This is a genomic window from Streptomyces sp. Q6 (assembly GCF_036967205.1).
Lineage (GTDB): Bacteria > Actinomycetota > Actinomycetes > Streptomycetales > Streptomycetaceae > Streptomyces > Streptomyces citrinus.
Map to the genome: position 1 here is coordinate 983,954 of NZ_CP146022.1, position 13,131 is coordinate 997,084.

Below are 13,131 nucleotides of genomic sequence, written 5' to 3' on the forward strand. Positions count from 1 at the left end.
CTCTCGCAGTGCCGCGGCGCGGCACAGGCAAGTGTGGGGCCGGGAGCGCGTGGCTGGCACATGCCAGGCGCCATCTCACCCGGGTGAAGTTCCGGCGTGAGACGGCGCACTGGAGGGGCTCACGTACGGGCGGCTCGCTCACCGGGGCGGCTGCCGCCTCCGCTCACTTCGTCTGGAGGGCCGCGACCAGTTCCTCCTCCTTGTCCTTGGTGAGCGAGGTGCGGATCACGGTCGGGTTGAACGGGCGTACGGCGTCGCGGACCCGGTCCGGGGTGGAGCGGCGGACGAGGGCGAAGACCGCCGCGCGGCCCGGTTCGAGGGCGCTCGCCGTCTCCTTGACGAAGGCGTCGTTGATGCCGATGTCGGTGAGCTTTCCCGCGACGGCGCCGGTGGCCGCGCCCACCGCGGCGCCGAACACGGGCATCAGGAAGAGGAGTCCGAACAGGGACCCCCACAGCGCGCCGCCCGCGGCGGCGGCACCGGTGGTGCTGTGCGTCTGATGGACGTGGATCTTGCCGTCCATGGTCCGCCAGGCCACCGCGGCGTCATCGAGGTCCAGCAGTTCCTGACGGGACATCTCGCCCGCGAGGCGCAGGACCGCTTCCGCCTTTTCCTTGTCCGAGAATCCGAGTACGACGAGGTCTGCCATCACGTCCTCCTTCGACGGTTGCGTGGTGCCGGGTCCGCCGCGGAGGGCGGCCCGGCGGGCTCGCCGAGGCGTTCGGCCGCCGCGGCGAGTTCGGCGGCGATGGGTTCCAGGGCCTCCTCGGTGAGGAAGCCCTCCGCGACGGGCACTCCACCGGCGTCGCGGACCGCTGTGCGCAGGTGTTTCGCCCATACGTGCTCGAGCAGGATGAAGGCCGCCGACGTGTCGGGGTCGAGGGAGTCGGCCATCTCCCGGATCTCGGACATGGTCAGTCCGAACGCGTTGCCCTCGGCCAGGCTCGGGAACTCCTCCTCCGCGCCCCGCAGCCGCTCCCTGGAGATGCCGAGCAGGGCGGCGACCGTCTCCCCCATGCCCTCCTCCTGGACGTCGAGGGTGAACAGCCCGCCACCGGACTCCTTGCTGACGAAGAGCATGTCGAGCACCCGGATCTGGCCGTTGGCCTCGAGGATCGCCAGCTCCTCGATGATGCGCCCCTCGAACTTGGCGTCGGGCCCGAACTCGATCGTCAGCAGCTGCACCGGTCCGATGCCTGTCATGGTGCCTCCTTCCGGCGGAACCTCCACCGTCACGACCGTCATCACAGCGTCGGCGAGCGGTACGGCGCGTCACCCGCCGCAGGTGAGCACGGCACGCCGCCGGCCCGGCGAACCTGACCGGCGGAGGTGCGACGCCATGAGCGACGGACAGACACCGGGCCCCGGCGACGGGGTGCCCGCACCACAGCCCGGCACCGAGGCGGAACTGGAGCGGCTGCGCGCCGAGGTCGAGTTGCTGCGTGACCGGGCCGGCACCGAACGGCGGCGCCGTGCCCGCACGTTCGTCGTCCGGCGCACGATCGCGGCGGTCCTGATCGCCCTGGTCGCGGTGCTCGCGGTGACGTCCGTGGTGGGCCTGTGGGGTTCGCGGACGACGTTGGACACGGACCGGTGGATCGCCACGGTGGGCCCGCTGCCGGAGGACCCCGAGGTGAACGCCGCCGTGTCCACGTACCTGTCGAACGAGATCTTCGACCAACTCGACGTGGAGCAGCGGCTGTCCGAGTCGCTGCCGCCCCGGGCCGCGTTCCTCGCGGCCCCGGTCACCGGCGCCGTGCACGACTATCTGCGCGACTCGATCTCCCGGTTGATCGCCACGGACCGGTTCCAGGAGCTGTGGCGGGCGACGAACCGGTTCGCCCACGCCCGCATCATCGCCGTACTGGAGAAGCGGAACGAGAACGTGCGGGTGCGGGGCGACACGGTCACGCTGAATCTGCTGCCCATGGTCAACAACCTGCTGGGGTCCCTGGAGGACCGGTTGCCGTCCCTGTTCGACAAGAAGCTGGATCTGCCGGCCCTGTCGTCCGGGGAGATCCCGCCCGGTCTGCACGAGCGGATCGAGAAGGCGCTCGGGGTGTCGCTGCCCGAGGACTTCGCGCAGATCCGGCTCTACAACCGGCACGAGCTGGGCCAGTTGCAGGAAGCCGTCCTGCTGTTCAAGCGGGCGGTCGTGGGCCTGTTGATCGCCGTGCCCGTGCTGCTCGCCGTCTCGCTGTGGGTCTCGCCGAACCGGCGGCGCACCCTGCTCCAGCTCGGCCTGTGGCTGGTCGTGACGGTCACCGTCCTGACAGCGGTGCTGCGGGCCGTACGGGACCAGTTGCTCGGCCAGATGCCGCAGGGCGTCTACCGCGACGGGCTGCGCGCGGCGCTGTGGACCGTGTTCACGACGCTGCGCGAGCGGGGCGACCAACTGCTGTGGCTCGGCATCGGGATCGCCCTGCTCGCTTATCTGGTGGGCCCGGGGCGGCTGCCGGTCGCGCTGCGCGGGTACGCCGGCCGGGGCGCCCGCGCCACGGGCCGCTCCCTGTCGAAGGCGGGCGAACGCGTCGGCAAGCACCGCACGGGCACGTCCGTACGGCCGTGGCTCGCCCGGCACGCGGACGCGCTGCGGGTCGGCGGCGCCGTCGTCGCGGCGCTGATCTCGATCCTGCTGTCGTCGTGGACCGGCCTGCTCGTCGTCGGCGTCCTGCTGGCGGCGTACGAGATCGGCGTGACGCTCGGGGCCCGTACGGGGAGCTCACCCCCGGCAGGTGAGGCGGACCCGCGGGGCGCCGCCGAGACTGGCGCCCCGGGCTGACCGAAGGCGTACTGGCGTACGGGGTACTGGGAGGAATCACATGAAGACGCAATCGCGCGTCGGGCCGACCGGCGATGGGAGCGGGCGCGCACAGCTGTGGGGTCCGTACCTGAGCGAGCGGCAGTGGGGCACGGTGCGCGAGGACTACAGCCCGGGCGGCGACGCGTGGTCGTACTTCCCGCACGACCACGCGCGTTCGCGCGCCTACCGGTGGGGCGAGGACGGCCTCGGCGGTCTGTGCGACGAGAAGCAGCGCCTGTGCCTGGCCGTCGCCCTGTGGAACGGCCGCGACCCGATCCTCAAGGAGCGCGCCTTCGGTCTGACGAACGGGGAGGGCAACCACGGCGAGGACGTCAAGGAGTACTACTTCTACCTCGACAGCACGCCGAGCCACTCCTTTCTGAAGTACCTGTACAAGTATCCGCAGGCGGAGTACCCGTACGCGGAGCTGGTGGCGGTCAACGGGGCGCGGACACGGCAGGAGTTCGAGTACGAGCTCCTGGACACCGGGGTCTTCGACGACGAACGGTACTTCGACGTGACGGTGGAGTACGCCAAGGCGGACCACGACGACATCCTGATGCGGATCACCGTCGCCAACCGGGGCCCGGACGAGGCGACCCTGCACGTGCTGCCCACGCTGTGGTTCCGCAACACATGGTCCTGGGGCGAGCACCCCGAGGAGAATCCGCGGCCCTCGCTGCGGGCGGCCGAGGGCCCGCGCTCCACCCGCACCGTGCGCGCCGACCATCCGGAGCTCGGCAGCTACGACCTGCGGTGCGGTGGCGCGCCCGAGCTGCTCTTCACGGAGAACGAGACCAACAGCGAGCGACTGTTCGGCAGCCCGAACTCCTCGCCGTACGTGAAGGACGGCATCGGTCGACGAGTGATCGAGGGCGTGCAGGACGCGGTCAATCCGGCGAACGAAGGCACCAAGGCGGCGGCCCACCACACGCTCACCGTGACCGCCGGCGGGTCCGAGACGTTGCGGCTGCGTCTCGGGCCCGCCGGCTCCCAGCTCTCCCTGGGCCGCGGCTTCGAGTCGGTGTTCCGGGACCGGATCGCCGAAGCGGACGCGTTCTACCGGGAGTTGACGCCCATAGGCGCGAGCGAGGACGAGGCGCGGGTGATGCGCCAGGCACTCGCCGGGATGCTGTGGTCGAAGCAGTACTACGCCTTCGACCTGGAGACCTGGCTGGCCGAGCACGACCTGACGCCGTGGAGCCCGCCGCGCCCGGGGGTGCGCAACCGCGAGTGGTTCCACATGGTCAGCGACGACATCGTGTCGATGCCGGACAAGTGGGAGTACCCCTGGTTCGCGGCCTGGGACCTCGCGTTCCACGCGGTGGCCCTGTCCGTGGTGGACGTCGGCTTCGCCAAGCGGCAGCTCGAACTGCTCCTCCAGGACACGTACTTGCACCCCAACGGCCAGATCCCCGCCTACGAGTGGAGCTTCGGCGACGTGAACCCGCCGGTGCACGCCTGGGCCGCGTACTTCGTGTACACGGTGGAGAAGGGGACGACCGGCAAGGCCGACCACGCGTTCCTCGAGCGCACCTTCCAGAAGCTCCTGACGAACTTCACGTGGTGGGTCAACCGCAAGGACCCGACCGGGCGCAACGTCTTCCAGGGCGGGTTCCTCGGCCTCGACAACATCGGCGTCTTCGACCGCAGCGCGCCGCTGCCCACCGGCGGCACCCTCGAACAGGCCGACGGCACCGCGTGGATGGCGCTGTACTGCCAGTCGATGTTGCAGATCGCCCTGGAGCTCGTCGAGCACAACGAGGCGTACGAGGGACTGGTCCTGAAGTTCGTCGAGCACTACCTGTGGATCGCCGCGTCCATGGACCGGCTCGGGGACCTGGGGGACGAACTGTGGGACGAGGAGGACGGGTTCTTCTACGACGTGCTCCGGCTGCCCGACGGGCAGGCGGTCCGGCTCAAGGTCCGCTCCATGGTGGGCCTGCTGCCGCTGTGCGCGTCCACCGTCTTCCAGCCCCAGCAGTTGTCCCGGCTCTCCGGTCTCACCGAGCGGCTTCAGCGGTTCGCCGCCCGCCACCCCTCGCTCTCGGTGTCGCTGTCGGCGGCGCAGGCGGGGACGGCCGGCGGTCCGCGGCTGCTCTCGGTCCTGGACGAGAAGAAGCTGGTCCGCGTCCTGTCCCGGCTCCTCTCGGAGGACGAGTTCCTGAGCCCGCACGGCATCAGGGCCCTGTCCCGGCAGCACGCGGAACAGCCGTACACGTTCTGGGTGCACGGCGAGCAGTTCACGGTCTCCTACCTGCCGGCCGAGTCGGACACCGGCATGTTCGGCGGCAACTCCAACTGGCGCGGCCCGGTGTGGCTGCCGATGAACGCGCTCGTCATCCGGGGCCTGATCAACCTGTACGGCTTCTACGGCGACGACCTCACCGTCGAGTGCCCGACGGGCTCGGGGGTGCGCAAGAACCTGTTCGAGGTCGCAGAGGAGATCTCGACGCGGCTGACCGGCCTCTTCCTGCGCGACGCCGACGGCGCCCGCCCGGTGTACGGCGGCCAGACCCGCTTCAGGGACGACCCGCACTGGCGCGATCTCCTGACGTTCTACGAGTACTTCCACGGCGACAACGGCGCGGGCATCGGCGCCTCCCACCAGACCGGGTGGACCGGCCTGGTGGCCGCCCTGATGAAGATCTTCGGCACGCTGGGTCCGGACGACTTCCGGCCCCGGGCCACGAGGAGGTAGCGCCGATGGCCGCATTGCCCGCACAGCCCGTCGTCCACGAGATCAACACCCGGGTGTGGCTGCGCGAGACGGGGCAGCGACTCGGCCGCGCCGTCTCGCTCGCGGACGTGCCCAAGGACGTGTGGGACGAGGTCACGCCGTCCGGGGTCGACGCCGTCTGGCTGATGGGTGTCTGGGAGCGCAGCCCCGAGGGCCGCGCCATCGCCCTGCGCGACCCGGTGCTCCGGGACGCCTTCGAGGCGGCGCTCCCCGGCGCCGTCGAGCGGGACATCGCGGGGTCGCCGTACTGCATCCGCCGCTACGAGGTCGACGGGGACCTCGGCGGCGCGACCGGCCTCGTCGCCGCGCGCGCCGAACTCGACGGGCGCGGCGTCGGGCTGCTGCTCGACTACGTGCCGAACCATGTGGCGCCGGACAGCCCCTGGGTGGGCGAGCATCCCGAGTACTTCGTGCGGGGCGACGCCGACGACCTGCGGCGCGACCCGGCCGCCTTCCTCGACGCGGGGCGCTCGGTGCTCGCCCGCGGCCGGGACCCGTTCTTCGCGCCCTGGCCGGACGTCGTCCAACTCAACGCGTTCGCAGGGCCGTTGCGGCACGCGACCGCCCAGATCCTGGGGCACATCGGACGGTTCTGCGACGGTGTGCGCTGCGACATGGCGATGCTGATGATGAACGACGTCTTCGCTCGGACCTGGGGCGAGCGGGCGGGAACACCGCCGGAGGAGGAGTTCTGGCCCGAGGTGATCTCCGCCGTGCGCGCCGAGCACGCGGGGATGCTCTTCACGGCCGAGGCGTACTGGGACCTCGAATGGGCCCTGCAACGGCAGGGGTTCGACTTCTGCTACGACAAGCGCCTGTACGACCGGATCCTCAACGAGGACGCCGCCTCCGTCCGCGGGCACCTCAGCGCCGACGTGGACTTCCAGCGCCGTCTCGTGCGGTTCCTGGAGAACCACGACGAGCCGCGCGCCGCGCACACCCTGTCCCCCGCCAAGGAGCGGGCCGCGGCGGCGCTGATCGCGACACTGCCCGGCGCGACGCTCTGGCACGAGGGGCAGTTCACCGGACGCCGCGTCCGGCTGCCGGTCTTCCTCGACCGGCGCCCCGAGGAGCCCGCCGACGTGTCGCTGCGCGCCTTCCACGAGCGGCTGCTCGCGAGCGTGCACCGCAGCGGCATGCGGACGGGGAGCTGGCGTCTGCTCGACTGTGCGGGATGGCCGGACAACAACTCGGCCCGACAGCTCATCGCCTCCTGCTGGACGGGCCCCGCGGGCCGCTTCCTGACGGTGGTCAACCTCTCCGACCAGCAGGCGCAGGGCCGCATCCGGCTTCCGTGGGACGAACTCGGCCCCGACACCTGGGAGTTGACGGACGTCCTCGACGGCGACCGGTACGGGCGCTCCGGCGCCGAGCTGCTCGGCGCCGGCATCTACGTCGACCTGCCGCCCTGGGGGACGCATCTCCTGTCGGTGACCACCTGACGCCTGACGGACGCGGGGCCGCCGCGGTCCGCTAGGGCGTGTCCGTCGCGGCCCACTCCGCTCCCGTGCGGGAGCGGAAGGCCTCGACGGCGCTCTCCACGGTCGGGAAGAACGCCTCGGGTCCGAAGGCGCGGTCCAGTCCGTACCGCTCGATCCTGCGCCGCACCGGGTCCTTGAGTTCGCCGAAGACGAGGTCGATCCCCCGTCCGCGCAGCGTCCGCTGGAGCTCCTCGAGCACGTCGGCGGCCGTCGTGTCGACGTCGGTCACCGGCTCGGCCGCGATCACCACGCACCGCGGCGCCGGCACATCGCGCACGGCCCGCAGCACCTCGTCGCGGAACGACTTGGCGTTGGCGAAGAACAGCGGCGCGTCGAAGCGCACGACCACGAGTCCGTCCAGGCGCTGCGCTCCGGGGTGCGAGCGGACGTCGTGATAGCCCGCGACGCCGGGGACCCGGCCGAGCACCGTGCTGTACGGCCACCAGGCGCGCCGGAACACGTTCAGGATGGACAGGCCGACGGCGACGGCGATCCCGGGCAGCACTCCGAGCAGCGCGACCCCGAGGAACGCGGCCACGCACAGCCAGAACTCGGCCTTGCGCCGGCGCCACAGACGAGCCGTACCGGCGATGTCGGCGAGCGACAGGGACGCCGTGATGACGACGGCGGCGAGCGCGGGCTGCGGCAGGTCGCGGAAGAGCCCCGGCAGCAGGACGAGCATCAGGAGGATCAGCGCGGCGCCCACGACCCCGGTCAACTGCGTGCGGGCGCCCGCCCGTTCGGCGACGGCGGTGCGCGAACCGCTGGTGCTCACGGGGAAGCCCTGGAAGAGCCCGGCCGCCGCGTTGGCCGCGCCGATGGCGATCATCTCGTCGTTGCCGCGCACTTCCTGTCCGGTGCGGTGCGCGAAGGCGCTGGCGTTGGAGATGGTGTCGGCCAGGGACACCAGGGCGATGCCGAGCGCTCCGGCGCACAGCGGGGCGAGGTCGTCCCAGCGGATGTCCGGGACCGTGAACGGCGGCAGCCCCTCGGGCAGCCGGCCGACCCGCTTCACCCCGTGCTCCCCGAGGTCGAACGCGACGGTCGCGCCGATCGCGAGCACCACCATGACGAGCACGGCGGGCACCTTCGGCAGCAGACGTTGCAGCAGCATGATCAGCACGATGCAGCCGCCGCCCACGGCGACCGCCGCCGGCACCGCCTGCCCGTCGGCGAGCCCCCGTACGAACGCGTCGACCTCGCCGATCAGGCCGTCGGCGTCCGTGGAGAAGCCGAACAGCTTGGGCAGTTGGCCGACGAGGATGGTCAGGGCCAGGCCGTTCATGTAGCCGATCATCGTGGGCTTGGAGATGAGATCGGCGATAAAGCCGAGCCGAGCCACCCCCGCAAGGATCGTGATCGCGCCGACCATCAGGGCGAGTACGGAGGCGAGCGCGACGGCGCGTGCGCTGTCGCCGTCCGCGGCGACCAGCGGGAGGACCGTCGCGGCGATCATGGGGCCGAGCGACGAGTCGGGTCCCAGCACGAGGATGCGCGAGGGGCCCGTCACGGCGTACGCGAGCAGGCACAGGACGGACGTGTACAGGCCGGTGATCGGCGGCAGCCCGGCCAGCTCGGCGTACGCCATGCCCTGCGGCACCAGGAGGGTCGTCAGGACGACACCCGCGACGAGGTCCTTCACCAGCCAGGAGCGCCGGTAGGTGCGCAGGGTCGTCAGCCCGGGGAGTCCGGGCGGCCCGGACGGCTCCGGTGGTCCCGGCGGTCCCGGTGGTCCGGGCGGTCCCGGTGGTCCGGGCGGTCCCGTCAGGTCTTCGGGCACCGCCGTCTCACCTCCGCCGGGCGATCAGCTTGCCCAGCTCCCACAGCGCGAGCAGCGCGAGGGCGGGCAGCAGTGCCCAGCCGAACTGGCCGACGCCGAGCGGCACCGTGCCGAGCAGCCGGTTGAAGACGTCCGTCTGCGTGACCAGGATCGCGAGCACGAACTCCGCGAGGATCGTCCGGTTCAGCTGCTTGCTGTCGAACGTGTCGACGGTGAGCACGGTCCCGGTCAGGCTGCGGCACTCGACCGCGGCCACGATCAGACACAGGGCGAACGACGCGAACGCGATGGAGTTGCCGACGCGCGTGCTGTCGTAGCGCGTCTCGCCGAGCTGGATCAGGCTCAGCAGGCAGACGGCGACCGCCGCCCCCACGAGCCCCACCGTGAGCATCAGCGAGGGTGTCATCACCGGTTCGCCGCGCGGCCGCGGACGCCGGTCCATCAGCCCGCGGCTGACCCGGTCGAAGCCCAGGGAGAAGCCGAAGGCCGCGTTGACGAAGAAGTGGATCCACAGCACCTGCGCCGGGTTGAACGGCTCGCCGTCCGCGATGTCGAAGAGCGCGGCGCCGAGGAACGTCAGCACGAACACGACGAGCAGGATCAGCACGAACCGGATGTACTTGGTGAGGTTGTCGTAGATCTTGCGGCCTTGCTCGACCGCGTGGACGATCGTGGCGAAGTTGTCGTCGGAGAGGATCATGTGCCCGGCGTTCTTGGCGACCTCCGTGCCCGAGCCCATGGCGATGCCGATGTCGGCGGCCTTGATGGCGGGTGCGTCGTTGACGCCGTCGCCGGTCATGGCGACCACGTCTCCCTTCTTCTTCAGCGTCTCCGCGAGGAGCACCTTGTGCTCGGGCGCCACCCGCCCCACCACGCCGATCCTGTCGATCCGGGCGAGCCGCTCGTCCTCGGAGAGCGCCGCGAAGTCCGCGCCGAGGATGGCCTCCCCACCGATCCCGACCTGCTGGGCGACGGCGGCTCCGGTGATCACGTCGTCACCGGTCACCATCCGTACGCGGATGTGGGCGGCCTGCGCGGCGGCCACCGCGTCGCGGGACTCGGGGCGCGGCGGATCGACCATGCCGACGAGGCTGGTCACGGTCACCTCGCGCACCAGGGCGAGGAGATCGTCGTCCGCGGCGAACGTCTCGGGGTCCAGGTCGCGGACGGCGGCGGCCATGACGCGGCGGCCGGCCCGCTCCATCCGCTCGACCTCGCCGTCGGTCCGGCGGCGCAGTTCGGCGTCGAACGCGATGTGTTCGCCCTGGGACAGGGCCGTGGTGGTGCGTCCCAGCACGGCCGGCGCCGCTCCCTTCACGAAGCAGCGCACGACCGGCCGGCCCCTCCCGTCGGTGGCCCTGTGGAACGTGGCCATGAGTTTGTAGGCCGGGTCGAACGGCAGCGTCGCGATCCGCGGCAACCGCTCCCGGGTGGCGGCCACGTCCAGGCCCGCCTTGTGACCGAGCACGAGCAGCGCGCCCTCGGTGGGGTCGCCCACGACCTCGCCGTCCACCAGTGAGGCGTCGCCGGCGACGAGGTAGGGCAGGATCGCGGGCTCGATGTCGGTGGTGCTGCCGGCGGCGTGGTGGATCCGGCCGTCGAGACCGTGGCCGGAGCCCGAGACCGTGTACCGGTCGAAGGCGTCGACGACCTCGACGACGGTCATCCGGTTCATCGTCAGGGTGCCGGTCTTGTCGGAGTTCACGGCCGAGGTGAAGCCCAGCGTCTCCACGGACGGCAGGTCCTTGACGATCGCGTGGTGCCGGGCGAGGTCGAGGCCGCCGAGCGAGAGGATCGTCTGCGTCACCGTCGGCAGCGCCTCAGGAACCGCGGCGATGGCCAGGGAGACGGCGCTGACGAACAGCACGTCCCACGCCTCGCCCCGGCCGCGCCCGAGTGCGAACATCACGGCCATCGTGAGTCCGGCGGCGCCGACGATCCACAGGGTCAACCGGTTCAACTCGCGGGTGAGCGGCGACATCTCGCGCCTGGTGCGCGTCAACATGCCCGATATCCGGCCGAGTTCGGTGTCGGCGCCGGTCGCCGTGACGACGAGAACGCCGCTTCCGTGCGTCACCGGAGTGGTCATGAACGCCATGTCGGTCTGATCGGCGGGCCCCACGTCACCGCCGCCGCGCACGGGTTCGGCGTCCTTGGCGACGGGCACGCTCTCGCCGGTGAGCGCCGACTCGTCGATCTGCAACGCGCTCGCCGCGACGATCCGCCCGTCCGCGGGCACCTCGTCCCCGGCGGTCAGCAGCACGACGTCCCCGACGACCACGTCCTCGGCCGGGATCTCCGCCTCCCGCCCGTCACGGCGCACCCGCGCGGTGGCCTTCGTCATCGCCTTGAGGGCGTTCATCGCGCTGTCCGCCTTGCCCTCCTGGCGCAGCCCGATGACGGCGTTCAGCACGGTCAGCGCGAGCAGCACCAGGGCGGTGGCCCACTCCTGGATGACGAACGAGACCCCCGCGGACACGACGAGGATGATCTGCATGTACGAGGTGAACTGCCCGAGGAAGCGCCGCAGGGCGGGCACCGGCCGCTCCTCCGGCAGGGCGTTGGGCCCGTCCTCGGCCCGCCGCGACGCCACCCGTGCGGCGTCGAGTCCCCGCGCGGGGTCGACGCCGAGTTCCCCGGCCACCGCCTCGGCCGAGCGCGCGTACCACAGGCGCATCGGCGCGGCGGTCACCGCGCCCGCCCCTTGCCGTGTTTACCGGCGTACGGGTCGGCGGGCGCGCCGGGCGGCGCCTCCTTCTCCAACGTGCGCTTCTCCCGCTGCAGTTCACGGCGGCTCTCGACGCCGATGTCCGGGTAGCGTGGGTCGATGTCCCACAGGGTGTGGGCCAGGACGGCGGCCGCGCAGATCCGCGCGTACCACTTGTGGTCGGCGGGCACGACGTACCAGGGCGCCCAGGGGGTGCTCGTGGCGGACAGCATCTCCTCGAACGCCCGCTGGTAGTCGTCCCACCGTCGGCGTTCGCGGGCATCCGCCGCCGAGAACTTCCAGTTGCGCTCCGGTACGTCGATCCGCTTGAGGAAGCGGACGCGCTGCTCCTCCTTGGACAGGTTCAGGAACAGTTTGACGACCCTGAACCCGTTGTCCGTGAGATAGCGCTCCCAGTCGTTGATCTCGCGGTAGCGCCGCCGCCAGAATGCCTTGCCGCCCTGCTGCGGGCCCTGCTTTTTCGCGCCCTTCCCGGAGCCTTTCCCGGAGCCCTTCCTGGAGCCTTTCTCAGGCCCCTTCGCCGGGCCCGGAAGGCCCTGGCGGTCGAGGAGTTCGGGGTGCACCCGTACCACCAGGACCTCCTCGTAGTGGGAGCGGTTGAAGATGCCGATCTCACCCCGGCGCGGCAGTTCACGGGTGTAGCGCCAGAGATAGTCGTGGGCCAGCTCCTCGTGCGAGGGCACCTTGAAGCCGGCCACGCGCACGCCCTGCGGGTTCACGCCGCTCATGACATGGCGGATCATGCCGTCCTTGCCGCCGGCGTCCAGCCCCTGGAGGCAGAGCAGGACCCCGTGGCTGCCGTCGGCGGCCAGCCTGCGCTGGTAGTCGGCCAGCAGCTCGACCCCCGTGCGGAGCACCTCCTCCCCCTCCCGCCGGTCCTTCGGGCCGGTCGTGCGGGCGGGGTCGAAGTCCTTGGACAGGTGCACCTTCGACCCGGGCTCGACCCGCAGGGGTGCGATGAAGTCGGCGATCCGCTCGGCCCTCTTGTCCCTCGTACGCGCCTGTCCGTCCTTCATGGGCCCGCCTCGGTGAGTGCGCGGTCAGTACAGGGTGTCCTTCCGGACCACGCACAGCCCCCAGATCACGAACCCGTCGATCGCGATCAGGGTCAGCGACCACAGGGGGTAGTACGGGATGGAGAGGAAGTTGGCGATGATCAGCAGGCCGGCGAGGACGATGCCGAGGATCCTGGCCCACTTCATCGTGGCGAAGAGGCCGAGGCTGACGACGACCGCGACCACGCCGAGGATCAGGTGGATCCAGCCCCAGGTGGTGAGGTCGAACTCGAAGACGTAGTCGGGCGTGGTGAGGAAGACCTTGTCCTCCAGAACCGCCATCAGGCCGCGGCAGAAGTCCATGGATCCGGAGATGAAGAGCATCACTGCCGCGAAGATCGTCAGCCCGGCGGCGGCCGCGGCCTTCGCGGTGCCCGCTCCGTGCTGCGAACCGGTAGAGGTGGCCATGACAGGACCCCCAGGGTCGAGAAGGGTGCCGATTGCACCGCTGTGCCGCCGAGTGTCGGTCCGGCGCCGCCGCCGGGTCGTCACCCTCCGGGGGTGACGCCCGCCGCAGAGGCCGCCCGGAGTCTGTCGGGAGTCC

At 71.3% G+C, this 13,131-nt stretch carries 9 protein-coding genes; 3 read left to right on the forward strand and 6 right to left on the reverse strand.

Annotated features, from left to right (window positions below; translation table 11 throughout):
• Positions 1–163: 163 nt before the first annotated feature.
• Together V2W30_RS04725 and V2W30_RS04730 are read right to left on the reverse strand one after the other, a co-directional pair.
• Positions 164–649 carry a DUF1269 domain-containing protein gene (locus V2W30_RS04725; RefSeq protein WP_338693891.1) on the reverse strand — a complete coding sequence of 162 codons (486 nt, stop codon included), beginning with the start codon at positions 647–649 and terminating at the stop codon, positions 164–166.
• Positions 649–1,203 (reverse strand): DUF1269 domain-containing protein, encoded by a 555-nt coding sequence (locus V2W30_RS04730; protein ID WP_338693893.1) that lies wholly within the window; start codon positions 1,201–1,203, stop codon positions 649–651. Before V2W30_RS04730 ends, V2W30_RS04725 begins: the two co-directional genes overlap by 1 nt.
• Positions 1,204–1,339: 136 nt before the next feature.
• Between V2W30_RS04730 and V2W30_RS04735 the strand changes: the two genes are divergently transcribed.
• From V2W30_RS04735 to V2W30_RS04745, 3 genes are read left to right on the forward strand one after another with little or no spacing between them, the layout of a single operon-like run.
• Positions 1,340–2,782, forward strand: a complete 1,443-nt coding sequence (locus V2W30_RS04735) for a hypothetical protein (RefSeq protein ID WP_338693895.1) — start codon at positions 1,340–1,342, stop codon at positions 2,780–2,782.
• Between the two features lie 40 nt (positions 2,783–2,822).
• Entirely contained in the window at positions 2,823–5,504 is a 2,682-nt protein-coding gene (locus V2W30_RS04740) for an MGH1-like glycoside hydrolase domain-containing protein (protein ID WP_338693896.1), read from the forward strand.
• Between the two features lie 5 nt (positions 5,505–5,509).
• The gene (locus V2W30_RS04745; RefSeq protein ID WP_338693897.1) at positions 5,510–6,985 is read left to right on the forward strand and encodes an alpha-amylase; all 1,476 of its coding nucleotides are present in this window, start codon (positions 5,510–5,512) and stop codon (positions 6,983–6,985) included.
• A 31-nt stretch (positions 6,986–7,016) separates the two neighbouring features.
• Here V2W30_RS04745 and V2W30_RS04750 read toward each other — a convergent pair whose 3' ends face one another.
• The 4 genes from V2W30_RS04750 to V2W30_RS04765 form a co-directional block, all read right to left on the reverse strand.
• Positions 7,017–8,702, reverse strand: a complete 1,686-nt coding sequence (locus tag V2W30_RS04750) for a SulP family inorganic anion transporter (protein WP_338703485.1) — start codon at positions 8,700–8,702, stop codon at positions 7,017–7,019.
• A 109-nt stretch (positions 8,703–8,811) separates the two neighbouring features.
• Positions 8,812–11,481: an HAD-IC family P-type ATPase gene (locus tag V2W30_RS04755; RefSeq protein ID WP_338703486.1), complete on the reverse strand. Its 2,670-nt coding sequence runs from the start codon at positions 11,479–11,481 to the stop codon at positions 8,812–8,814.
• An 11-nt stretch (positions 11,482–11,492) separates the two neighbouring features.
• The gene (locus V2W30_RS04760) at positions 11,493–12,548 is read right to left on the reverse strand and encodes a polyphosphate kinase 2 family protein (protein WP_338693899.1); all 1,056 of its coding nucleotides are present in this window, start codon (positions 12,546–12,548) and stop codon (positions 11,493–11,495) included.
• 24 nt (positions 12,549–12,572) lie between these two features.
• Positions 12,573–12,995, reverse strand: coding sequence for a DUF7144 family membrane protein (locus V2W30_RS04765; protein WP_338693901.1), 423 nt, complete (start codon positions 12,993–12,995; stop codon positions 12,573–12,575).
• Positions 12,996–13,131: the final 136 nt, after the last annotated feature.

Excerpts from the sequence above, each read along its gene's own strand:
- V2W30_RS04725 (WP_338693891.1), bottom strand. The coding sequence starts at position 649 with ATGGCAGACCTCGTCGTACTCGGATTCTCGGACAAGGAAAAGGCGGAA.
- V2W30_RS04730 (WP_338693893.1), bottom strand. The coding sequence starts at position 1,203 with ATGACAGGCATCGGACCGGTGCAGCTGCTGACGATCGAGTTCGGGCCC.
- V2W30_RS04735 (WP_338693895.1), top strand. The coding sequence starts at position 1,340 with ATGAGCGACGGACAGACACCGGGCCCCGGCGACGGGGTGCCCGCACCA.
- V2W30_RS04740 (WP_338693896.1), top strand. The coding sequence starts at position 2,823 with ATGAAGACGCAATCGCGCGTCGGGCCGACCGGCGATGGGAGCGGGCGC.
- V2W30_RS04745 (WP_338693897.1), top strand. The coding sequence starts at position 5,510 with ATGGCCGCATTGCCCGCACAGCCCGTCGTCCACGAGATCAACACCCGG.
- V2W30_RS04755 (WP_338703486.1), bottom strand. The coding sequence starts at position 11,481 with ATGCGCCTGTGGTACGCGCGCTCGGCCGAGGCGGTGGCCGGGGAACTC.
- V2W30_RS04760 (WP_338693899.1), bottom strand. The coding sequence starts at position 12,548 with ATGAAGGACGGACAGGCGCGTACGAGGGACAAGAGGGCCGAGCGGATC.
- V2W30_RS04765 (WP_338693901.1), bottom strand. The coding sequence starts at position 12,995 with ATGGCCACCTCTACCGGTTCGCAGCACGGAGCGGGCACCGCGAAGGCC.